The organism is Mucilaginibacter sp. P5_A6 (genome assembly GCF_056400585.1).
Map to the genome: position 1 here is coordinate 22,940 of NZ_JBFUKZ010000002.1, position 23,384 is coordinate 46,323.

Annotated in this window: 17 protein-coding genes; 13 read left to right on the forward strand and 4 right to left on the reverse strand. The window is 42.5% G+C overall.

What is annotated here, in order from left to right:
- Nucleotides 1-20: 20 nt before the first annotated feature.
- The gene (locus AC1DO4_RS02100; protein ID WP_477412518.1) at nucleotides 21-3,215 is read right to left on the reverse strand and encodes a SusC/RagA family TonB-linked outer membrane protein; all 3,195 of its coding nucleotides are present in this window, start codon (nucleotides 3,213-3,215) and stop codon (nucleotides 21-23) included.
- Nucleotides 3,216-3,398: 183 nt separating this feature from the next.
- Here AC1DO4_RS02100 and AC1DO4_RS02105 point away from each other — a divergent pair, with 183 nt between their 5' ends.
- From AC1DO4_RS02105 to AC1DO4_RS02115, 3 genes are all read left to right on the forward strand, one after another.
- Complete coding sequence (locus AC1DO4_RS02105) at nucleotides 3,399-3,731, forward strand: PadR family transcriptional regulator (protein ID WP_090639171.1); 333 nt, start codon at nucleotides 3,399-3,401, stop codon at nucleotides 3,729-3,731.
- Between the two features lie 24 nt (nucleotides 3,732-3,755).
- On the forward strand, nucleotides 3,756-5,420 hold the full coding sequence (locus AC1DO4_RS02110; protein ID WP_477412520.1) for a PspC domain-containing protein: 1,665 nt from the start codon (nucleotides 3,756-3,758) through the stop codon (nucleotides 5,418-5,420).
- 477 nt (nucleotides 5,421-5,897) lie between these two features.
- Nucleotides 5,898-8,345: an outer membrane beta-barrel protein gene (locus AC1DO4_RS02115; protein WP_477412522.1), complete on the forward strand. Its 2,448-nt coding sequence runs from the start codon at nucleotides 5,898-5,900 to the stop codon at nucleotides 8,343-8,345.
- 159 nt (nucleotides 8,346-8,504) lie between these two features.
- Here the strand turns inward: AC1DO4_RS02115 and AC1DO4_RS02120 are convergent, their stop codons facing one another.
- Nucleotides 8,505-11,000 carry a M14 family metallopeptidase gene (locus AC1DO4_RS02120; RefSeq protein ID WP_477412524.1) on the reverse strand — a complete coding sequence of 832 codons (2,496 nt, stop codon included), beginning with the start codon at nucleotides 10,998-11,000 and terminating at the stop codon, nucleotides 8,505-8,507.
- 578 nt (nucleotides 11,001-11,578) lie between these two features.
- On the opposite strand from AC1DO4_RS02120, the gene recQ reads away from it, so the two are divergent.
- The 4 genes from recQ to AC1DO4_RS02140 all read left to right on the forward strand — a co-directional run bounded on the left by recQ (nucleotide 11,579) and on the right by AC1DO4_RS02140 (nucleotide 15,826).
- Nucleotides 11,579-13,747 carry a DNA helicase RecQ gene (gene recQ, locus AC1DO4_RS02125; RefSeq protein WP_477412526.1) on the forward strand — a complete coding sequence of 723 codons (2,169 nt, stop codon included), beginning with the start codon at nucleotides 11,579-11,581 and terminating at the stop codon, nucleotides 13,745-13,747.
- A 39-nt stretch (nucleotides 13,748-13,786) separates the two neighbouring features.
- On the forward strand, nucleotides 13,787-14,206 hold the full coding sequence (locus AC1DO4_RS02130) for a putative quinol monooxygenase (protein WP_477412528.1): 420 nt from the start codon (nucleotides 13,787-13,789) through the stop codon (nucleotides 14,204-14,206).
- 81 nt (nucleotides 14,207-14,287) lie between these two features.
- Entirely contained in the window at nucleotides 14,288-15,643 is a 1,356-nt protein-coding gene (locus AC1DO4_RS02135) for a UDP-N-acetylmuramoyl-tripeptide--D-alanyl-D-alanine ligase (RefSeq protein WP_477412530.1), read from the forward strand.
- Nucleotides 15,644-15,679: 36 nt separating this feature from the next.
- Complete coding sequence (locus AC1DO4_RS02140; RefSeq protein ID WP_477412532.1) at nucleotides 15,680-15,826, forward strand: DUF2683 family protein; 147 nt, start codon at nucleotides 15,680-15,682, stop codon at nucleotides 15,824-15,826.
- A gap of 235 nt (nucleotides 15,827-16,061) precedes the next feature.
- Here the strand turns inward: AC1DO4_RS02140 and AC1DO4_RS02145 are convergent, their stop codons facing one another.
- Together AC1DO4_RS02145 and AC1DO4_RS02150 are read right to left on the reverse strand one after the other, a co-directional pair.
- The gene (locus AC1DO4_RS02145; RefSeq protein ID WP_477412534.1) at nucleotides 16,062-16,268 is read right to left on the reverse strand and encodes a DUF2683 family protein; all 207 of its coding nucleotides are present in this window, start codon (nucleotides 16,266-16,268) and stop codon (nucleotides 16,062-16,064) included.
- A 79-nt stretch (nucleotides 16,269-16,347) separates the two neighbouring features.
- Nucleotides 16,348-17,484: an NAD(P)/FAD-dependent oxidoreductase gene (locus tag AC1DO4_RS02150; RefSeq protein WP_477412536.1), complete on the reverse strand. Its 1,137-nt coding sequence runs from the start codon at nucleotides 17,482-17,484 to the stop codon at nucleotides 16,348-16,350.
- A gap of 354 nt (nucleotides 17,485-17,838) precedes the next feature.
- Here AC1DO4_RS02150 and AC1DO4_RS02155 point away from each other — a divergent pair, with 354 nt between their 5' ends.
- The 6 genes from AC1DO4_RS02155 to ku all read left to right on the forward strand — a co-directional run bounded on the left by AC1DO4_RS02155 (nucleotide 17,839) and on the right by ku (nucleotide 23,347).
- Complete coding sequence (locus AC1DO4_RS02155) at nucleotides 17,839-18,546, forward strand: zinc metallopeptidase (protein ID WP_477412538.1); 708 nt, start codon at nucleotides 17,839-17,841, stop codon at nucleotides 18,544-18,546.
- 192 nt (nucleotides 18,547-18,738) lie between these two features.
- Nucleotides 18,739-19,320 (forward strand): RNA polymerase sigma factor, encoded by a 582-nt coding sequence (locus AC1DO4_RS02160; protein WP_477412540.1) that lies wholly within the window; start codon nucleotides 18,739-18,741, stop codon nucleotides 19,318-19,320.
- Nucleotides 19,317-19,820, forward strand: coding sequence for an anti-sigma factor (locus AC1DO4_RS02165; RefSeq protein ID WP_477412542.1), 504 nt, complete (start codon nucleotides 19,317-19,319; stop codon nucleotides 19,818-19,820). The genes AC1DO4_RS02160 and AC1DO4_RS02165 overlap by 4 nt, the downstream gene beginning before the upstream one ends.
- Nucleotides 19,821-20,347: 527 nt before the next feature.
- The gene (locus AC1DO4_RS02170; RefSeq protein WP_477412544.1) at nucleotides 20,348-21,436 is read left to right on the forward strand and encodes a PAS domain-containing sensor histidine kinase; all 1,089 of its coding nucleotides are present in this window, start codon (nucleotides 20,348-20,350) and stop codon (nucleotides 21,434-21,436) included.
- A 114-nt stretch (nucleotides 21,437-21,550) separates the two neighbouring features.
- Entirely contained in the window at nucleotides 21,551-22,438 is an 888-nt protein-coding gene (locus AC1DO4_RS02175; RefSeq protein WP_477412546.1) for a PfkB family carbohydrate kinase, read from the forward strand.
- Nucleotides 22,439-22,576: 138 nt separating this feature from the next.
- Nucleotides 22,577-23,347, forward strand: a complete 771-nt coding sequence (ku, locus tag AC1DO4_RS02180) for a non-homologous end joining protein Ku (protein ID WP_477412548.1) — start codon at nucleotides 22,577-22,579, stop codon at nucleotides 23,345-23,347.
- Nucleotides 23,348-23,384: the final 37 nt, after the last annotated feature.

Genomic DNA, 23,384 nt, shown 5'->3' on the forward strand with positions numbered 1-23,384 from the left:
TTTTTCTATCAATTTCTTTGTTAAAAAGTTACAGCTAATGTTCCGCTGATTATTCTTGTTGGAGGAGACTGGTTCAAAGTGGTTCTACCCACTGCGTTGCTGGTATCATCGTTAAACTCCGGATCGGTAAATTTGTTGGTCGATGGACGGAACATTAACAGGTTACGACCAGATAATGCAACGTTAACGTTTTTAACAAATTTAAGGTCTCTTAACCATGCTTTTGGCAAGTTGTAGTTGAAAGAAACTTCACGTAATTTCCAGGCTGCCGCGCTGATCACGTAGTTGGCATCAACACCTCTCCAGGTTGTTGGCCAAAAGTTGAAGTCGCCAAATTGCATCAGCACATTGGTGTTATCAACATAGTTTCCGCTTGCATCTTTGTAAACAGAGTTAGGGAATACAAAGCGCTGACGACCAGTAAGTGTTGTAGTTATACCGTTACCAGCATGGTCAAGCGTGTTACCGATAGCATTAAAGATTTTGTAACCACCTCTGTAATCAATGGTAACGTTCATGGTAATTCCTTTATAGGTTAACGAAGAAGTAATGCCTAAAAGGTCGGTTGGGTTAACATTACCCAAAGGCTGGGTTGCTGACGATCTTGTTGGCAAACCAGTGGTGGCATCAACAATCACCTTACCTGTAGCAGGATCTCTTGTCCAGTCGTAACCTTTAATTTGAGCGTAAGGCAGGTTTATAACACCAAAGGTATTACCTCCGATCTGTACTTCGTTTACACCAGATACGATACTTATCACTTTACTTTTTTGTTTAGTGTAGTTAACACCTAAACTCCATTTAACAGCTGTTGAGTTAACTATTGTACCGYGTAAATCCAACTCCACTCCTTTGTTTTCAGAGTTTGCAGCGTTTAGCAATGCTGAAGTGAAACCAGAAGCGCGAGAGATTTGGGCAAATACGATACCATCCCTGGTAGTTGATTTGTAGGCAGATGCGGTTAAGGTCAACCTGTCTTTCAGGAAGCCTAAATCCAACCCAACTTCATCTTCAGTAACTTTCTCGGGTTTGATATCCGGGTTAGCGATTGTTCCATTCAGGTAATAACCTGGAAGGCCACCGGCCACCACCACAGTTGGTTGGGTTTGGTAAGCGCCGTAAGCCATATACTGCGAACCATTAGCCAACGCAGAAGCATTACCTGTTAATGAATGCGCGTAACGCACCTTTACAAAGTTTAGGTAATCGTTATCAGCTATTCCTTTAAATATCTCGCTCAACACTACAGTACCATCGATATCATAGTATGGAATATATTTGTTTTTATCAGATAGCCTTGAGTCTAAGTCGGTACGGTATGATCCGTGTAAGAAGGCGTAGCTCTTGTAACCTAAAGTTGCTGTTCCAAAGTAACCAAGTTTACGGGCAAGATATTGAACCTGGCCAATTGAACTTGTTGTGATACCGGTAAAGTTTGATACCGCGTATGGTAAAAAGTTAATCGATGTTTGCGCTATGTTAGTTGTATTAATCCTGTTTTCAAGATAAGCAACACCAACGGTACCATCCAATTTGAAGTCGTGAGGAAGCTTTACGTTAAAGTTAGCCAGGAAATCTGAACTGAATAACAACACGCCCGAGTTGCCGGTTCCGTATGATGGCAACACATTGTTGGCAGAGTACTTAGTACCGGCGCCGTCATTAGTTACAGTATCCAAACCGCCGTTATTATTAGGGTAAACCATAATAGCAGTACTTTGGGTATAAGGGGTAAAAGTTCTGCCGGCATCTTTGTTTTCGTACCTGGTCAAAGAATTGTCAATAGAAGTACGGTAAGATAAACTTAAAAAGTTAGCAACCTTTAAGTTAGCCTGCAAATTAGCCTGGATGTGGTTTTCTGTATTTAAAAACCTGGATTGCTTAATAATTTGCCCCGGGCTGATGTAGTAATCATTGTAATAAGCGTCAACACCGCCATATTTACTATTAGGATCTTTCAAATCCGCGATAGGTATGTTAACCGGCGATTCGATCAAATCGTTGTAAACATCGCCTGTATTGGTTCTGTTTGTGGTTTTATAAGTGTATGCTGCCGAATATGTAACTGAAAGATTACCATATTTTTTATCGCCACCTATACGGAATACGTCCCTGCGGCCCTCATCCTTGGGCATGATAGATTTTGTTTTCAAATCCTGGCCAGACATGTAGAAACTACCTGTTTCGTCGCCAGAGTTGAAGTTAAAGTTATGCTGGGTAGTAATACCTGTATCAAAAAAGTCTTTCTTTTGATTTTTAACAGCGGCATAAGGCACCATTTCAGATGAGCCATCGGGCAACGGGCGGCCTATCGGCACTAACTGGCCGTTAAACTCCGGACCATAGCTTTGATTTTCGTAAGGGTAGTAGGTATAAGTTCCATCCGGGTTTACAAATTTTGTAAAATCAAATACTTCACCTTCACCACCATTCGCACCAAAACGAGACTGATACTCTGGCACGTAAGCCACTTTTTCAATCTGATAGGTTGAGGATACTGTTAATGCAGACGTCCCTTTGGTACCGTGTTTAGTTGTAATTACGATAACGCCGTTTGACGCATCAGAACCGTAAACCGCCGAGGCGCTTGATCCTTTCAATACGGTAGTTTCGGCAATATCCTCAGGATTCAGCGTGCTGATATCGCTATAGAAGATAGATCCGTCAACAACATAAAGTGGCTGGTTGTTACCAAGTAGTGACCTGTTACCACGTAAGGTTACACGTGTAGGGGCAAACAAACCGTTGTTAGTACTTGTAACCTGCAAACCCGATACTTTACCGGTTAAGCCGTTGGTTACACTAATAGGTTTTGCCTGTGTAATGTCCTTGCCAGATACTTTAGATGTCGAGTAACCCACCGATATGGCCTGCCTTTGAATACCTAAGGCGGTTACAACAACTTCGTTCAATTGGCTGTTGGAGCTTAACATTACAACATCTAACGAACTTTTTGTACCAACTGCAACCTCCTGGGTACTGTACCCGATGAAAGAAAAAGTAAGTACCGCACCGGATGGCACGCTTAAGGAGAATTTTCCGGCTGCATTGGTTTGGGTGCCGCTTGAGGTACCCTTTACCTTTACTGATACTCCCGGAATTGGTAGGCCGTCATCTTTGGCCGTAACCGTACCTGTTACTGTACGGTTTTGTGCATAAACCTGCGTTAGGCATAACAACAGAAAGCACAAACTTGCTAGTAGAAGTTTTTTCATTTTGTTAATAATAAGATCAGTTAATAGTTAATTAATGTTAAAAGTAATGTTACGTTATCAAAAAGTCAAGTATTTTCTTTAAAAAGACGATTTTTTTTTAAAAAAAGCACGTTTAACAATAAAAATTAATAATTTTAGTACTATGTATTGCATAATACAATCTAAAACATATATCTTTGTATTATGATCGTTGAAAACACACAAACCCAAATGAGGAAGGGCATACTGGAGTACTGCATTCTTTCCATCATAGCCAAGGGCGAAACATATGCATCAGACATAATTGCTGAACTTAAGAAAGCCCAACTGCTTGTAGTTGAGGGTACTCTGTACCCATTATTAACCCGTTTAAAAAACAATGGCCTGCTCACTTACAACTGGGTCGAGTCCATTTCTGGCCCCCCGCGAAAGTATTATGTACTGTCAGACGAAGGCCGAAACGTGCTGGAACAGCTGGATAAAACCTGGCAGGAATTAGTTTATGCCGTGCAAACGGCCATTGGAGACAGAAAATAAAAAAACCGGAAATTATTACGCATCATGAACAAAACTATCATAATTAACATAAACGGCATCGTATTTCACATCGAAGAGGATGCTTACGACGTACTTAAACTTTACATGACTGATGTAAAGCGTCATTTTTCTACCTCCGCAGACAGTCTGGAGATCACAACCGACATCGAAAACCGGATTGCCGAAATGTTTAACGAAATTTTAGCAAGTCAAAGCAAACAGGTTATTGTTGAGCAGGATGTTAAGCTGGTTGTTGAGCAAATGGGCACCGTAGAGGATTTTGAATTCGCAGAAAGCGATGCAAAAACTCCGGGGAACAATAACTATACCTATAATACGGAGCGCCGCAGGCTTTTTCGCGACCCCGACGATCATTTGGTGAGCGGTGTTGCAGCCGGTATTGCCAATTATTTTGATATCCCGGCCGTTTGGGTGAGGCTCGCATTCGTTATATCGTTTTGCGTGGCCGGCAGTGGTTTCTTTCTTTACGTAATTTTATGGATTGTAGTGCCCAAAGCCATGACCCGTGCCGACCGTATGGCCATGAAAGGCGAAAAGCAGGATCTAAAAGGTTTTAAAAAGAACTTTGAGGATGAACTAAGCACCGTTAAAGAAAACCTGCACAACTTCAAACATGAAGCCAAACCATTTGTGTATAAAACCCGCGATTTTATAAGCGATTTTTTTGATCACCTGGGCGTATTTTTAAGAGGAGCGGGTAGTTTGGTTGGTAAATTGATAGCCGGGGCGATATTACTTACCTGTTTCGGTCTTGCAATAGCACTCATTGTAGCTGTTGTTGGATTGATTGCCTTTGGCAAAACTGATATATACCATATCCCTCCGTTTAATTTTGTTAACCAGGAAACCAGCGTAATATTTATTGCCGGGGGCTTTTTATTACTGGCAATACCCTTGTTATCAATTATACTGGTAATCATTGGTTTCTTGTTTAAAAACGCATCATTTAACCGTACAATTGGCACAACCTTATTATGCGTATGGCTGGCAGCTTTGGGAGCTGTTGTTTACTACGGCGTAAGGGCTTCGGCCGATTTTAGAGAAGGGGCAAAAATGAGCAAAACTATTAACATTAAAGCAACGCCAAACAACACCTATTACCTGCAACTTAATGATGCCAAATATTTAAGCAATGAGGATAGTACCCGACTGCGCATCAAAGAGCGTTTTAATGGTATGATAATTTTAGATGATGATTTTAATGGCGACGATGATTTTGGCACAGAACCGGTGAACATTAATATAGAAAAAAGTGATGTTCCACAACCTGTGCTTGTTGAATCATTTACTGCAAGGGGCCGCGACGATGAGGATGCGCTGATCAATGCACGGAACATCAGCTATCGTTTTACACAAAAAGATTCGGTAATAAAATTCGATCGCCGACTGGAACGGCTTGCGGGGACCAAATGGCGTGGTCAAAAGCTATATATTACATTAAAAGTTCCTATAAACTCAACCCTGGTTATTGACAACAAGCTTGACAGGAACATGGGTTTTAACCTTTATGATTGCGGGCAAAACAACAAGCCGGTTAACCCTAATGGTTCGGTATTTGTGATGACGGCAAATGGCTTAGAGTGCAAAATACCACCCGTTCCACAAGCTACAATTGATAGTCTCAGAAAACAAGAGGTAGCAGACAGCATTAAAAACGCAGATCAATAGTACTTACCCCAAACCTACCTATATGAAAGTCTTGATAAAATATATAAGCCTGCTATTATTTAGCGGGCTTATTATTCCTTTTTACAGTATTACATTCTGTGCCGTCAGCCCTCCTCTTGTTAAACCTGTATCTTTAGCTTTTGCCAATAGTAACTACCCTTTAGGTCAGGCTATCATAATCGGTATGGCCCAAAACATCTTCCCGGCATTAAAAAGTTTAATTTCTCTGTAACCAATCACCCCTATTGTGCATCTTATACAAAAAGACGCACAAATTACAGACCGGGGCTTACAAGGCTACAGCATTACCATCGTCCCTAAAACTGATACACTATGAAACAAACTGCTTATATACAATAATTACTAAACACACTAAAGGCTAAGCGCCAAAACACCTGACAACTTATTTACACAATTTTTAAAAGGAGCTTTTTCCTTAATGGCTTTTTACTGCCCAAACATTTTAACAACACAACAATGAAAACTAAAATCAACCATATATTATATACGTTCCTGCTTGTAGTTATCAGCTGGAGTGTATCTTTTGGCCAGGCCGGCAAAACCGGCAGTGCCAAAGTATCCGGCTCCCTTGTAAACGATCAGGGTAAACCCCTTGATTACGCCAGTGTAAGCATCATCAAAGCATCAGACTCAACAGTAGTTAAAGGCGCTTTAAGTAACGACAATGGTGTTTACGCCTTTGAAAAAGTACCAACCGGCAAATACCTGATAAAGGCGACAGTAGTTGGCTATACAAAAGCCATCAGCCAGCCATTTACCGTTACCGAAAATTCGGCAAACATAGCTGTGCCTGTTTTAAACCTGCAGCAGGGTAACAACACCCTGAAAACGGTTAATATTACTGCTACCAAACCGTTAATAGAACGCAAGATTGATCGTACGGTAATGAATGTGGAGGGCAGTGTACTTGCTGCTGGCAACACCGCTATGGAAATATTAGCGAGGGCTCCCGGCGTCACCGTTGACAAGGATGATAACATTAGCCTTAAAGGTAAACAAGGTGTAACCGTAATGATAAACGATAAACTCACTTATCTTACTGCCGCGCAGCTGGCAACCCTGCTACGCTCAACAGATGGCAACACCATCAAATCTATCGAGATCATTACCAATCCATCGGCTAAATACGATGCGGCAGGCAACTCCGGCATCATCAATATCAAACTAAAAAAGAACTCCCAATCTGGCACAAACGGTAGTGTTACCGTAGGTGTTGCCAAAGGAATGTACTGGAGAGATAACAGCAGCTTAAACCTGAATCATAAGGAGGGAAAACTGAACCTGTTTGGCACATTCAGCCATGGCGATAATAAACGCGGACATAACCTCGATCTTAAACGTATTACCGATAGCGCCGGCCACAAAACATACTTTGATCAGCAATCGTCCATGCCAGGATCAAATCATTATAATAATTACCGGTTAGGGGCAGATTATGATCTTACAGACAAACATATCATCGGTTTTGTAGTGAGCGGCTATGACAATAGTGGTACTGATGCCAATGACACGCACACAATTATTGGCAAACAATACGGCGTGGCCGATTCATCCCTACATACCGTGTCGTCTATACCTCAAACCTATAAAAACTTTGCGCTTAACCTTAATGACAAATATAAAATAGATACCAGCGGACAGGAAATAAGCATCGACCTTGATTACTCCAAATTCAGGAACTTTTCTGATGCCCGCTACAATACCGATTATTTTTTAGCCGATGGCAGTCCGCAAAGAGCTTCGCAGATATTACTGAATCAAACCCCATCAGATATCACCATATATACGGGCAAAGTTGATTATGCCAAACCTCTGACTAAAACGATCAAGCTTGAAGTTGGGGCTAAATTCAGTAGTGTTAAAACCGATAATGATTTGCGTGCGCAAATAGACAGCAGCGGTATTTTTATTAATGATAAAGGTCGCTCCAACCACTTCATCTACACCGAAAAAATACAGGCCGGATATTTCAATATTAACAAACAATTCAAAAAAACGTCGGTACAGCTTGGCTTACGTGCCGAAAACACCCAGTCGGACGGAAACCTGATAGGCAGCGCACCGGTAAAACGCAGCTATCTTAACCTTTTCCCAAGCGCGTTCATCAATCATACCATTAATGATAAAAATGAAGTTAGCTTATCTTACAGCCGTAGGATAGACAGACCGGGGTACGACAATTTAAACCCCTTCATTTATTACCTTGACCCGTATACCTTTAGTAAGGGTAACGCCTTCCTTAATCCGCAATACACTCAAAACTTTGAATTTAGCTACACTTATAATAAAACTGTTAATGTGACCCTGGGCTACAGCCATACCACTAATGCCATTACAGAACTGATATTAACCGAAGGCAAAAAGACGTTTCAAACCAATGCAAATTTACAAACACAAACAGGATATAACGCCAATATCAACACCCCCTTTACAATCACCAAATGGTGGGAAGGCAATATAAACGTAACGGCATTTTACCTGGGCTTTAAATCAGACACATTGGCCGGCTTTAATTTTAAAGATGGGCAATGGGCGTACCAGGCCCGGATGACACAGACTTTTAAGTTTGCAGGGGCCCGTTTAGAGATAATGGGCGATTATCAATCGCCATTAACTTATGCCATTTACAAAATAAGACCACGCTACTCGATAGATTTGGGCATAAGCAAATCATTTATGGATAAGAAGCTTAATGTTAAAGTTGCCTGCGACGATATTTTTAATATCCGCCGCAACGACCTGAGCAGCACTGCACTTAATAACAATTTCATCATTAAACAGAAAAACGATTCAAGGGTAGGGCGGTTGACACTCACCTACAACTTTGGCAACAATTCCATCAAGGTACGCCAGCACCGCAGCGGCGCCGATGACGAAAAGGGTAGAGTGAAGGGGAATAATTAAACCACAGCCCCCCGGCCCCCTGAAGGGGGAGATTTGAAAATCAAACGGCCTGCTTAACCGAGCAAGGCCGTTTGATTTTATATACTATAATGCTATGAAGTATTGCTTTGCCAATATGCAAATCAAAATCTCCCCCTTCAGGGGGCCGGGGGGCTTCGCTTACTGCCCTACCATAAACACGGCATTGCTAAACAGCAGTTTGCCATTTTCCCAGAAACTGCGGAACAACGGATCATCAACCATATAAACTACCGAGCCTCGGCCCATGGATTGCACACCAAGCAGCAAGCCATTATTGATCTTTTGTTTGGCTTGTGCACCCGCGAAACCCGATACGTAGCTATCTTTTTTAATGGTGCCTACATTCCAGCCATCCTCGCCGCCAAAAAGCTCGTAGATATCATCGTTTAGTTTTAATGAATAATAGTAATCAGGCAAACCGAAACCAAGGGGATGGGTATTATCAAGATTAAGTTTAAATATGGCGCCGGGAATCATACCGCGGATGGCATCGCGATCACGGTCGCCATAAATTTTAACCGTTTTGTCTTTATCCTTGTCATCTTTTTTATCCTCCTTCTTTTTTATCAGGAAACCTTTTTTATCAACCAGTAATGCTACAGCATTATCCACAGCAATAAGCTTCCCTCCATCGCGGATCCAATTCTGCAGTTTCTCTGATGGAAAATCATCATACCTGCCGTCAGGAAAAACGGCTACATCAAAATCGGCCAAACGCGTGCGGCCAATATCCTGGTATCTAACCAGGGTAATGGGATAGCCCAACTGTGTCTCAAAAAAATGCCACACCTCTCCCATCGCTTCGGAGTTTACACCATCGCCTGCAACCAGCATAACTTTAGGCTGGCGAATATACCTTACCGCATCTGAGCCAAGATCAGATCCTTTATCAACAAATCCTGATGACAATGGCGTAACCTCCTGGTTAAGCCCGGCAGCAGTTTGGGTAACGGCCTGGTCAAAATCGGCCCGGTCATTACCGGCACGGGTTATTAATAATGATCCTGGCGCAAAGTGCTTCCCGGCTGCATCAAATGGTTTTTCGGAATAACGCACCCTTATCTTCTTTTTAAGCAATGCTGCCAGGAATTTTACATCACCAACAGATTGCCATGCCGATACATAAGCATAGGCATGGGTATTCACCAAAGCCTTGGGCGCCACAATGCTCCATTCGGCGCTTGCCGGTTTAAACGATTCCTTAACGCCATATGCCTTCAAACCAAAAGCATAAGGGAGCGACCACGCGGTAATATCATAGGTGTTTGAATCAGGAATAAAAGTTCGGGGCTCCAGCAACACATGCAGCAATACAGCTTTAGGCTGATAGGCATTTACCACCAGGTCATTAGGCCCCACAGTATACTGCTCGGTTTTACCGGTTATATAGTTATAACCAGTAACCGCTTTATTGCCTGATCCAAAGCCATATTGTATCCCGTTGCGGGCAAGCAATTTGGCCATGGCGTTTATTTTATTGTTGTTATCGTTTTTAACAACATAGGTTTTGTACTCGCCCGGCGGGTTAGCACGGCTGTTATCAAAAAACTTTTTAAACTCATCTTTCAGTTTTTGCGCATTGGCCGATGCTGTTTCGATAGTACTTAAACCTGTTGAATGGTGATGAGCCACGCGCTGGGCAAGGGTAAGGGTATCGCCACTACGGGTAACAACCGCCAACCCGGCGCTGATACCACCCTGCTCATAGGTCATCCCTATCGATCCATTGTATAGGGGGTAGGTGTCGCCGTACGAAGGGTAAAGCAGGTCGAACTCATATTTGGTAAAATACATCCAGCCATTTTGGTCAAAGTATTTAGCGTTGTTTTTACCAATGGTAACCTGGAAATCGCGTTGCCATTGGGTAATATCTTTATGATACGGCTCGGCTGCCGGGGCAAAGTAATAGGGAGCATTATACCCCTGCTCGTGGTAATCAACATGTACCTGTGGCAGCCATTGGTTAAATAAACCTACACGGGCCTGGGTCTCTTTTTGTTGCTGCCATGCCCAGTCGCGGTTAAGATCAAAATAGTAATGATTTACCCGCCCGCCCGGCCATGGTTCGGCATGTTCACGCGATGTTGGGTTGGCATCGGGCACAGCTCCCTTTACCGAGTTATAGAAATTAACGTACCTGTCGCGCCCATCGGGGTTTAAACAGGGGTCGATAACCACTAATGTGTTTTTAAGCCATGCCTGGGTGGTAGTATTTGTTTGATCAACAAGGTCATATAAAGTCCACATAGCCGCCTCGCTTGATGCAGGCTCATTACCATGCACATTATAGCTTAACCAGGTAATTACGGGTGCATTTGTAAGCAGTGGACCGCTTTCTATCCCGGCTACACGTAAGTTATTATGACGGATCTCTTCCAGCCGGCCAATGTTTTCGTCGGATGCAATGAACATAGCAAGCAGTGGTCGCCCTTCGTTGGTAGTGCCAAATTGCTGCAACTTTACATTTTTTGATGCCTGGGCTATGTATTTAAAGTATTCAACGATACGATAGTGGGGGGTAAACTGCTCGCCCGGCTTGTAGCCCAAAAACTCTTCGGGTGATTGTATTTTTTGAGCAAAGGCCGAACAGAAAAAGCTGACAAAAACAAAAAGGAGTAAATGTTTTTTTACCATGATATACGCGTAGGATAAGAGATACGCTAATATGCAGAATTTATTTTAAATGCGTAGGTATGCAGATTTCCAGTGTGCAGATTGTTACAATTACAGAGGCGCAGATTAACTTCGTTGAGGGCTTCGCCGTTTTCAATGGACAGATATGCAGATTTTGTTCGATAAGAGTTTCGCCGTTTTAGAAATGCCTATGAAGCACCCAACTCACACCTTTCATATACTGTTCATGCACCTTGCAAATCACCTTACGTGTACCTTTGTTATCCTTTTGAACACCCAGCTACGCGCCTTTATATTTTTGTAATTGATTTAGAAAGAGATCGTTGCAATCAAAACAGCAACTTTAAGTCTTTTTTAAGAAGAGTTATTAGATAAAAGCCGGAATGGCTATTTAGCGGCTGATACACAAATTTACAAAAATTAAATGGATCTACCCGGCTGGCAGTCCTAAAAAATCTAAAAATTTTAGCAATTTGCCTGATAATTTGTAATTTGCACATCTGAAATCTGCGCTTTTGAAATCTGCACATCTGAAATTTGAAATCTGCATATCTGAAATTTAAAATCTGCACATCTATATGACCCCATTACAAGCCCTGCAAAAATATTTTGGTTATAGCGCGTTCAGGCACCAGCAGGAGGCCATTATTCAGCATGTTTTAAATAAGCAGGATGTGATGGCGCTGATGCCAACCGGTGGCGGTAAATCATTGTGTTACCAGTTACCTGCAGTATTGTTGAATGGGCTTACCATTGTAATATCGCCGCTTATTGCGTTGATGAAAGACCAGGTTGACAGCCTGAATGTAAGCGGTATACCTGCAGCATTTTTAAACTCGGCCCAAAACCCCGATGAACAGCGGCGATTGGTTGAACAGCTTAGAAACAACCAGGTAAGGCTCCTGTATTTGGCTCCCGAACGTTTGTTTGGCGGCGATAATAAAATGATCGCCTTTTTAAAAACCCTTCCGGTAGTACAAATAGCTATTGACGAGGCGCACTGCATCTCGTCATGGGGTCATGATTTCAGACCGGAATACCTGATGCTTGCACAGCTAAAAACCGAGTTCCCTAATGTGCCTGTCATCGCGCTTACCGCTACTGCCGATAAGCTGACCCAAAAGGATATCCTCGAAAAGTTAAATCTTCATAAACCTGCGGTATTTGTATCTTCATTCAACCGGGCTAATATTACTTACCGGGTTGTACCCAAAAAAAACAGCTTTAATCAGCTCATTGCTTTTTTGAACGAACGAAAGGATGAATCGGGCATTATATACTGCCTGTCGCGCAAATCAACTGAAGACCTGGCTGCCGACCTGAAAGATGAGGGCTTTGCTGCCGAGGCCTACCATGCCGGTTTAGGTAACGAATTAAAAGTAAAAAACCAGGAGGCTTTTTTGCGCGATGATGTTAAGATCATCGTAGCAACCATAGCCTTCGGAATGGGCATCAATAAATCAAACGTGCGCTACGTGGTGCACATGGATCTGCCTAAAAACATTGAGGGCTATTACCAGGAAACCGGCAGGGCCGGACGTGACGGCCTGGCATCAGAGGCATTATTGCTCTATTCGCCGGGCGATGCGGGTAAATTGCAGCACTTTGCCCGCATTGAGGGCAACGAGGCACAAAGCCGCATTATGCTCAATAAGCTGAACGATATGGTGAAATATTGCCAGTTGCAGGCTTGCCGCAGGCAGTATTTGATGAATTATTTTGATGAGGCCTTCCCTCCCAATTGCGGCTCATGCGATTTTTGTTTAACCGAGTTTAAACGCTTTGATGGCACGCTGATAGCCCAAAAGGCGCTATCGGCTGTTGCGCGGTTAAATGAACGCTTTGGTGTTAACTATGTGATAGACTTTTTACGCGGATCGAAAACCGAAAAGATCCGCGATGAACATAAACTACTAAAAACTTATGGCATTGGCGCCGATATCAGCAAACCCGACTGGCAGCGCTACATCCGCGAGCTGATCACGATGGATTACCTGCACATCACCGATGATGGCTATCCTATAGTAAAGCTAACCCATAAAAGCGCTGCCGTATTAAAAGGCCTGCAAAAGGTTGAATTTATTGAAAGTGAGATAACAGAAGAAACCCATACCCATGTACAGGCACCACCACATGAGGCCGAATTATTGAGCCGGATTAAGAGTGTACGTAATGATATTGCCCGGCTGGAAAATGTACCGGCCTACATTATAGTATCTGATGCTACCCTGCTGGAAATGGCCACTTTTCTGCCCCAAAGCCTTGATGAACTGCGTTTGATCTCGGGTTTCGGCGATGTTAAACTGGCCCGTTACGGTCGTGAGCTGTTGCAGCCGGTTAAAGATTATTGTAAAGAAAAAGGGTTGGAGTCCAAAATAGCCTATAAATCACCAAAACGGGAACGAAAAGCCAAAACCGACCGGGTGGAGCGCACCCCGAAAACACGCAAAACCAATGATACCCGTACCGAAACTTTTACGATGTACCGCCAGGGCAAAGGCATAACCGAAATTGCAGCCGCCCGTGGCTTATCTCCAATGACCATTGAAGGTCACCTGAGCCACTTTATTGAATCGGGCGAGATAGATATCCTGGAGATTGTGCCCCAGGAGAAGATCCCTGTTATAAAAGATGCGGTGGAGAGTTATGGCAGCCAAATGCTTTCGCCGTTAAAACAAATTTTGGGCGATGACTACAGCTACGGCGAAATTAAAGCCGTAATAAGCTGGATGAACAAAGATCAATGATATATGTTGCCTATCTTAGATAGCTTAATCTCCTATAACATGCAGGTATTTAAAATTAGTTTCAGCCAAATCCGCTCCCTGTTTTTAATTGTTATTACAGGTATTTTCACGCTTTCTTTTAGCAATAAGGCTATGGCACAGCAAAAAAATCAAATGGTAAGGCTGGCGAAGATCCAGGTTGATCCTGCACAGTTAGATCTGTATAACGCCGCCCTGAAAGGGCAAATGACAACCGCTGTTAGCGTTGAGCCCGGGGTATTAACTTATTACGCCGTGGCCGATAAAGTAAATCCGGCACACATTACCATCCTCGAAATATATGCTGATACAGCCGCGTACAAATTACATATAGAAACACCTCATTTTAAAAAATACAAGGAAACGGTTCAGCATATGGTAAAATCATTGGAACTTGTTGATGTTAGCTTGATTGGCTTTGCCAAAAAGCCCGATATGTAATTTTATACGCCCCAACCAATATATACGTATCAATCATTTAACTTTGTTGCTTAACATGCCCTTAAGGCGGCCAGATTACGTATGACTACTACCCAACAACTTTACCAGCTATATCTGCAACATCCTGTTATCAGTACCGATACCCGCAAAATTGCTGCAGGCAGCCTGTTTTTTGCCCTTAAAGGCGATAAGTTTGATGCTAACACCTTTGCCCAAAAAGCAATTGAAGCAGGAGCGGCCTATGCGGTAATAGATAACCCGGAATACCAGCTGGGTGAAAAATATTTACTGGTAGATGATACGCTAACTGCTTTACAGGACCTGGCGCGCCACCACCGCAGGCAATTAAATATCCCGGTTATTGGCCTTACAGGCACCAATGGCAAAACCACCACCAAAGAACTCATCAACGCCGTACTATCACAACATTTTAAAACCCAGGCCACACAAGGCAATTTAAATAACCATATAGGGGTACCGCTTTCCATTTTAACCATTAATGCCTCGCATCAAATGGCGGTTATTGAAATGGGGGCCAATCACCAGAAAGAGATTGAACTGCTTTGCAGCATAGCCCAGCCATCGCACGGGTTAATCACCAATGTAGGCAAAGCGCACCTGGAAGGGTTTGGCGGGATTGAAGGTGTAAAAAAAGGCAAAGGGGAGTTGTACGATTATTTGAAGCCCCCCCCGCCCCCTGAAGGGGGGGCCGATAAACGTGAAGGAATTGTTTTCATCAATAGTGACGACGTTACTTTACTTGAAATGGCTGCTGCGCGCAAACTGAGCAATGTTGTTTATTACGGTACTAATACTATTGATGACCTGGCAAGCGGTGAACTGATTGAAAACTCTCCTTTACTTACCCTGGAGTGGACCAACAATAAAACAGGGGAAAGCCATACCGCAAAAACACAGCTTACCGGGGCTTATAACCTGCATAATATATTAGCGGCTATAACCATTGGTACTTATTTTAATATGCCCGCTGCCGAAATCAACGCAGGCATCGAGGGTTATCAGCCTAAAAACAACCGCTCACAAATTGTTAAAACGGCTACCAACACGCTTATTTGCGATTACTATAATGCCAACCCAAGCAGCATGTTTGTAGCTATCGAGAACATAGGCAAATTAGACGCTATTCGAAAAGTACTTATACTTGGCGATATGTTTGAGATGGGACCAGAATCGGCTGTTGAGCATACTGCTGTTATTCAAAAGGCCTTGGATACCGAAGTTGATGGACGGATATTTATTGGGAAAGACTTTTTAAGTCAAAATTCAAAATTCAAAATTCAAAACCAGGAGGCTACTTTCTATGCTACTGCAGAGGATGCCATCGCCGGCTTAAAGGCAAATCCGGTTACCGGTTCAACTATCCTGATAAAAGGCTCAAGAGGGATGGCTTTGGAGCGGTTGGTGGGGTTGTTTTAAGATGTAAAAACAGTTGAAATTTTAGTAAATTCGATCATGAGCACATTTGTAGTACAGCAGGAAGTTGATGAAACGGATTACATCGTGTCATCACCTGCAATGGTAGCCAGAATTGAACAAGGTGAAAAAGACGTTAAAGATGGTAAAGGAATAAAGGTTGATGTTAACAACCTATGGAAATAATATTTTCTCCTCAAGCGATGAAGGACTTAGAAGCTGTCTAAAAACGGAAAATATTCATTGCCGTCAACGGTAAAAGAAAGTATTATTGCGGGCTTCAGCCCAATTACTCAAGCGGAATTTTGGCTAAAGCCCCTGTTTTTCAGTCACTATTCCGTTGACTAAAGTCAACGGCAATGATTTTTATATAATACATAAACGATCAAATTTAAATAGTTCTTAGCCTCATCCATGAATTTTACTTCCACAGATCCTTTATTTTAATTATAGTTCCTTTCCCTTCTCTTGCTGCTTTTCTGCCTTTTTCAATATCAGCCATAAATTCAGCATCATAAATCGGTTGAGTTTCAGGTTCTTCGTCATAAGGCACCTGTAAAGCCTCCAATACAGCTTTAACGGCCTTAACCTGAACTTCGTTAGTAGGGTGTACCGCGAGGGTGTTCATTTTGCAAACTTTTATAGTTAAAACACTAATTTACAAATTTCTCTTTTATATCTATGGTTTCAACATTGACGGGGTTACCTTAATGCTCTTCACGTATCGCCAGTTCCGCCACTTCCTCACCCACCAAGCTTCCCATTGCTACGCCCATACCATTGCATCTCACCGCGCAAAAAACACCCGGCTTTACCTCTTTCACTATCGGACTTAATTCTTCGCCAAAGCCCATAATGCCGCTCCACCAATAATCAATTTCAATTTGCTGATCAGGCAGGATCACTTCATGCAGGTAGCTGAGCAGCTTTTCCTTTACAATATCCGTATGCCCAAAGTCCCAGGTTTCTTCGGCTTTATAATCCAGGTTACGGCCACCGCCAAACAATACGCGGTTATCAATATTACGGAAGTAATAATAGCCTTCATTAAAATGATAGGTGCCTTTCAGCTTTAAACCGGATACTGGCCGGGTAACCAATACCTGCCCCCTGCCGGGAATCACATTAAGTTCGGGATATAATTGGCTGGCAAAGGCGTTGGTAGCCAGTATTACCTTGCCTGTCTTAAAGTTCCCCTGGGTTGTTTGCAGGCAGATGTGTTTGTTTTCCTGCTCAATTGCCGTGATCTGCACATTGTTTAGCACCAGTACCCCAAGTTGGTATACCTTATATAATAAGGTGCGCATCATTTTACCGGTATGAATTTGCCCTTCAAACGGATTGTAGATCATGTGGCCTACCTTATTAAAGCCAAAACCTGCAATTTTTTCATCAGCCACTGAATAAATGTCAGGCCCGCCTATGGCTTGCCGCAATAATTTATTGAGGTGATCTACCTGGTCGAAAGCACTTTTGGCAGCATCGGTTTCATCCTCCATAAATAATTCGTGCCCACCGTATTGATGATAGCCGATATTTTCGTCGCCCAGATTTTGCCTTAAGCGCTGCAGGCCGCGCCATTTGTAATCAACCAGGCGCATCGCTTCGGCTTCGGATGAGCGATTTATTACTTCAATTTGTTCGCTTACTGTACCAAAACAGGCAAATCCCGCGTTTTTAGTACTGGCTCCCGATGGTAAAAAGCCCCGCTCCAACACCAACACTTTTAAAGCAGGTTGCTGCTTTTTTAAATGCAGGGCGGCGCTTAAGCCAACAAGGCCGCTACCGACGATAATTACATCGGCATTATCAATAAACGCTGTACGTTCCCAGTATGAATACATTTTAAGTCAAAAGTAAAAAGTAAAACTCAAAAGCCCTGCAATTGGGTATTTAGTTTTGACATGAATTAAGACCGGAATAGTTTTTGAACGGGTTTATGGAGGCTTTGACAAAGCGGAATAACGTTGCTAAAGGTCTGTCATGGGTAGCCTGTCGAAGCATAGTAGGCAAAGGCCTATACGCGCCCCCTTCGACAAGCACTGGGTGACGCGGCCGTTATTGAAGGAAATATACGGTTAAAAACAAACGCGCAACGGGGTAGGCACGAAGCAACGACGGTGGAAATCTAAGATCTAAGAGAATTTTGACTTTTTAATTTTGAATTTTAACTTAATATGAATCATCTATCATTAATTATGGGATACATCGGCTTTAACTCGGCATGGTTGCTGATGATTTTGGTTGCCCTGGTAAGCTTTATTGTACAGTGGCGATTTAAAAGTAAATTTAAACGATATTCGGAAATCGGCTTACTATCTGGTCTTTCGGGCCAGGAAGTGGCGGTAAAAATGCTGCGCGCACATGGCATATTTGATGTGCAGGTAATGTGTGTTGAAGGACAGCTTACCGACCATTATAACCCCGAAACAAAAACTGTTAACTTAAGCCAGGATGTTTATTACAGCAGAAGCATAGCCGCGGCTGCTGTTGCCGCTCATGAATGCGGCCATGCGGTTCAGCATGCACAAGCTTATGCCTGGTTAAGCTTTCGCTCGGCCATGGTACCGGTTATCAATGTGGCATCAACGCTAACCCAATGGACTCTTTTCATCGGTATAATGTTGTTGTTTTTTGCCAATAACTCTATTGTATTAGCTATAGGTGTTGCCGCCCTGGCACTGGTTACTTTCTTTAGCTTTATAACCCTGCCCGTTGAGTTTGATGCAAGCCGCCGCGCATTAGCCTGGCTTAATAACAATTATAGCATTATACAAACCACCGATGAACATGAGCTGGCTAAAGATGCCCTGTGGTGGGCTGCCATGACCTACGTTGTAGCCGCCGTAAGCGCACTGGCTACGTTGATATATTATGCCTCGTTTTTGTTTAACCGGCGGAATTGAGGATGTGCGGATATGTGCAAATTAACTTCGTTGAGGGCTTCTCCGTTTCAAATGTGCAGATGACGTTATAAAAACCGTTTTATTTATTCACTTCTTCATCGAATTCAAAATCTGCACATCTAAAATCTGCACATATTTTCGTACCTTCCTGTAACCTAAGTAAAAGTCCGGTAGTCAGAGAGGTTGTAACACATGCAAAGCAAGCTTTCAGATATAGATCTTATAGAACAGACACTGGCTGGCAACCAGTCGGCTTATGCCGACCTGGTTAAACGGCACCAGCGTTTTGTATTTACGCTGGCTATGCGTTTTGCTAAAAGCCGCGAGGATGCTGAGGAAATTGCACAGGATTGCTTTATAAAAGCTTACCGCTCGCTGGCCATGTACCAGGGGCAATCTAAATTTACAACGTGGCTGTATACTATTGTATATAATACAGCCATGACATTTTTGAGAAAAAAAAGGGTGGCCACCGATTCTATAGATGACGAGGGCACTTACATACAGGTTAAAAACCATGAGTCGGCTTATGATGCTGATAATGTGGAAAATAAATCACGATCGTTTTACCTGAACCAGGCCATTGAGCAACTGTTGCCCGATGATGCCACCATCATCACCTTGTTTTATAAGGGCGAGCAATCTTTAGAAGAAATTGCCCAAACATTGGGAATGGAGGCCAATACGGTTAAAGTAAAACTATTTAGGGCGCGCCAGCGTTTGAAAGATAAGCTGGAGCGTAATTTAAAACATGAGGTTAAAGAACTGATATGAACACCATTGAAGAAAAACTCTGGAACTACATTGATGGCATCTGCACACCGGCTGAGCAGGATGCCATTGCCCTGCTTATTGAGCAGGATGAGGTGTACAGGCAAAAATACCAGGAGCTGCTGCTGCTAAACCAGGAGTTTGCAAACATGGAGCTTGATGAGCCATCAATGGCCTTTACCTATAATGTGATGGAAACCATCCGTACCGAAAATGCAAGTAAGCCTTTAAAGGCGGCTATTGATAAACGCATCATAATAGGCGTTGGCATCTTCTTTATTTTTACCATACTGGCATTGTTAGTGTTTACAATAGCCAACATTCATTTTTCCGGTTCGGCTGTTGATGTAAAGGTTACCCTACCGGCCAGCATTCAAATGCCCAACATGGGCCATATTTTTAGCAGCCAGGTATTTAAATGGTTCCTGGTATTTGATGTAGTGCTGGCTTTATTTTTAGCCGATAGCTATCTGCGCAGAAAAAAGATCGCAAAACAGGCATAAAGTGTTTTGTATGGTGTACAACAAAGCCGACAGTTGTTAATGCAATTGTTCAGTTAACAGGTAATAACTTAACAAAACCGCTCATTTTTTGAAGCAGAAAAGGCATTAAAATCAACTTGATAAAAAAATTCATAAAGTATCCTACTTTGGTATAGTAATTGTATGATTGTATATGAACTGGTAATCTTACCGGTTTAATTGTGATAAGGTTTAGGTTGAAAGTCTCCCGGCGCAAGGTTGGGAGGCTTTTATTTTTAAAGATTATCTGAACCGTAATTTTAGCACCAACAGAATTGAATTTATCATCTGCGCATCTGAAATGGTGAAGCCCTCAACGAAGTTAATCTGCATCTCTTGTTTATCATCTGCACATTTGCATATCTGAAACGGCGAAGCCCTCAACGAAGTTAATTTGCACATCTATATTCGTCTTCAAATTTGTTACAAACTATTTTTTTCTCTTTCCGTATAACCCGTTGTAACTAATAGCCCTTCCCCCTGATGGCTGTAATAAAACCAATTTTCTTATGTTCAATAGTGTTAATCCAGGTAATGACACTGATTTTAATTTCGAACGTTTTTTTGAACTATCCGCAGATCTTTTTTGCATTGCCGGCTACGATGGTTACTTTAAAAAGGTAAACTCAGCAGTATCAAAAGTACTGGAATATACCAATGAAGAACTTTTTGCCCGCCCTATAAATGAGTTTGTACACCCCGAAGACCAGGGTATCACCTCAAGAAACCGGGATAACCTGACACGCGATATCCCACTTTTAAATTTCGAGAACCGGTACATAACCAAAAGCGGTAAAATTGTTTGGCTTGCCTGGACATCGATGCCTGTTGACAGCGAGCGGCTGGTTTTTGCTATTGCCAAAAACATCACACACAAAAAGAAGCAGGAAGAAGAACGAAACGCCCTCATAACCCATCTTACCACAATAAACAACGAACTAAAGCAGCTAACATATACCACATCGCATGATCTGCGGTCGCCTGTAAGTAACCTGTTATCGGTATTTAATTTTATAGATGTTTCAAAGATACAGGATGAAGAAACGGTTGAATTTATTGGCATGCTGAAAGCCGCTTCGGAAAGTTTGAAGGATACATTAAATAATTATATTGATGTTTTGAGCCAGAAAGATAGTTTAAATGTACAAGTGGAAGAACTGGACATTAACGATTCACTAAACACAATTTTACATTCGCTAAGCTCATTGTTACAGCATTCAAACGTTACTATAAATGTAAACTTTGCAGCAAACAGTACCATCAAATTTAACAAAGCGTACCTGGAAAGTATTTTCCTTAACCTTATCACCAACTCAATAAAATACGCCCGTCCGGATATTCCACCAGTCATTACCATTAGTTCGGCAATTAATAATGGCGTCAAACAAATAATATTTGCCGATAACGGACTGGGCTTTAACATGGCAGATGTAAAAGACAAGATTTTTGGCCTTCGCCAAAAATTTCACCAGCATCATGACAGCAAGGGCATAGGGCTTTACCTGGTACATAATCACATTACCGGCCTGGGCGGGCAAATAACCCTTGAAAGTAAACCCAATGAGGGCGCTAAATTCATTTTGTCGTTTAAAAACTAATCTGCTCATATTTTTGCCTGTATTAAAAACCTTACATTAATTAAACATTGATATTACATACATTTGCGGTTTGCTCCTGGTTGGTAAGGCGCTTATTCAAAATAGATAAAAAGCATGTACGATATTTGTTGTGTAGGGCATATTACATTAGATAAAGTGGTAACACCGCGCGCGGTTGCACACATGGCCGGCGGCACTTCCTTTTATTTTTCCAATGCCATCCGCAATATGGATGTCAGTTATACACTCGTAACCACACTTGCCCAAAGCGAAATGGTTGTTGTTGAAAAACTACGTTCCAAAGGGACTAAGGTAAATGCGTCTGTAGGCGGGCTTTCTGTTTATTTTGAAAATATCTACTCCCAAAACCAGGACCACCGTACCCAGCGGGTATTGCAAAAGGCCAATCCTTTTACTGTTGAGCAACTGCAGCAAATAGATGCACAAATTTTTCACTTAGGGCCGCTGTTGGCCGATGATATGCCTGTTGAACTGATCAAAGAACTGCATAGCCGCGGCCGTGTTTCTTTGGATGTGCAGGGCTATTTACGCAAGGTTGAAAATACAAACGTGGTACCTGTTGACTGGGCCGATAAACGGGAGGCTTTGCGCTATGTAGACATCCTGAAAGCCAATGAGTACGAAACCGAAGTACTTACCGGCAGTACCGATATTTTTGAAGGCGCACGTATTTTGGCCGACTGGGGAGTTAAAGAAGTGGTACTTACCCTGGGCAGTATGGGTTCTGTTATTTATACTGATGGTGTTTTTTACAATATTCCGGCTTATACGCCCATAGCTGTTGTAGATGCTACAGGCTGTGGCGATACCTATATGGCAGGTTATTTATACCAGCGTATAAAAGGTGCATCATTTCAGCAGGCCGGCGAGTTTGCCGCTGCTATGGCCAGTTTTAAAATTGAATCATCGGGACCATTTACAGGCACCGAAGAGGATGTAATGAACTTACTGGAGAATGGCGTGAAGGTATACAGTTATTGAGCCTTTAATTTTTTGTAATTTATACAAAACAGCCACAAAGCGTAGTCTGCTGCGTTCTCTTCAGTGAACTAATACGCATTTCTATAAAACCCTTTCGCACTTTTATTAGTTATACCAATGTATTAAAACACATTGGTAATGAGATCTATCTGGAAAGGTTCAATTGGTTTTGGGTTGGTGAGTATCCCGGTTAAGCTGTATTCGGCCGTGCAAACATCATCACTTAACTTTGATATGCTTGATGGCCGGGATCATGCACGCATCCGTTATCAGCGGGTAAATGAGCGCACACATAAGGAGGTGCCTTATGATAAAATTGTAAAGGGCTATAAGCTGAGCAATGATGACTATGTGATAGTTGAAGAGCAGGATTTTGAGGATGCCGCACCCGGGAAAAGCAAGGTAGTTGAAATAGAAAGCTTTGTTGATATTGCCGATGTGAACCCCATGTTTTATGAAACCTCCTACTACACCGAACCCGATACCCCCAGTAATAAAGCCTATGCCTTGCTGCTGAAAGCGCTCACGCAATCAAAAAAAGCTGGTTTGGCCCGCTTTGTTTTACGCAGCACCGAGAGCCTTTGCATAGTGCACCCCGTTGAAAACGTATTGGTTATTACCCGCATCCGCTTTGGACAGGAAATACGCGGTACTGAGGAGCTTAATATTGGCCATGACGTTGCCATAAGCAAAAAGGAGCTGGATATGGGCCTCACGTTGATAAACCAGTATGCCGAAGATTTTGATGTATCTAAATTTAAGGATGAATACAATGATGAATTGCTGAAGATCATCAAAGCAAAATCAAAAGGCAAACGTGCCACGGTTAAAAAACTTAAACCCCATAAAACCAGCAGCGATGACCTTTATGATCAGTTGATGAGTAGTTTGAAAACGAAAAAAGCCTGATGTATGTTATTCCTGCCACGTTCAAATACGCGCGACT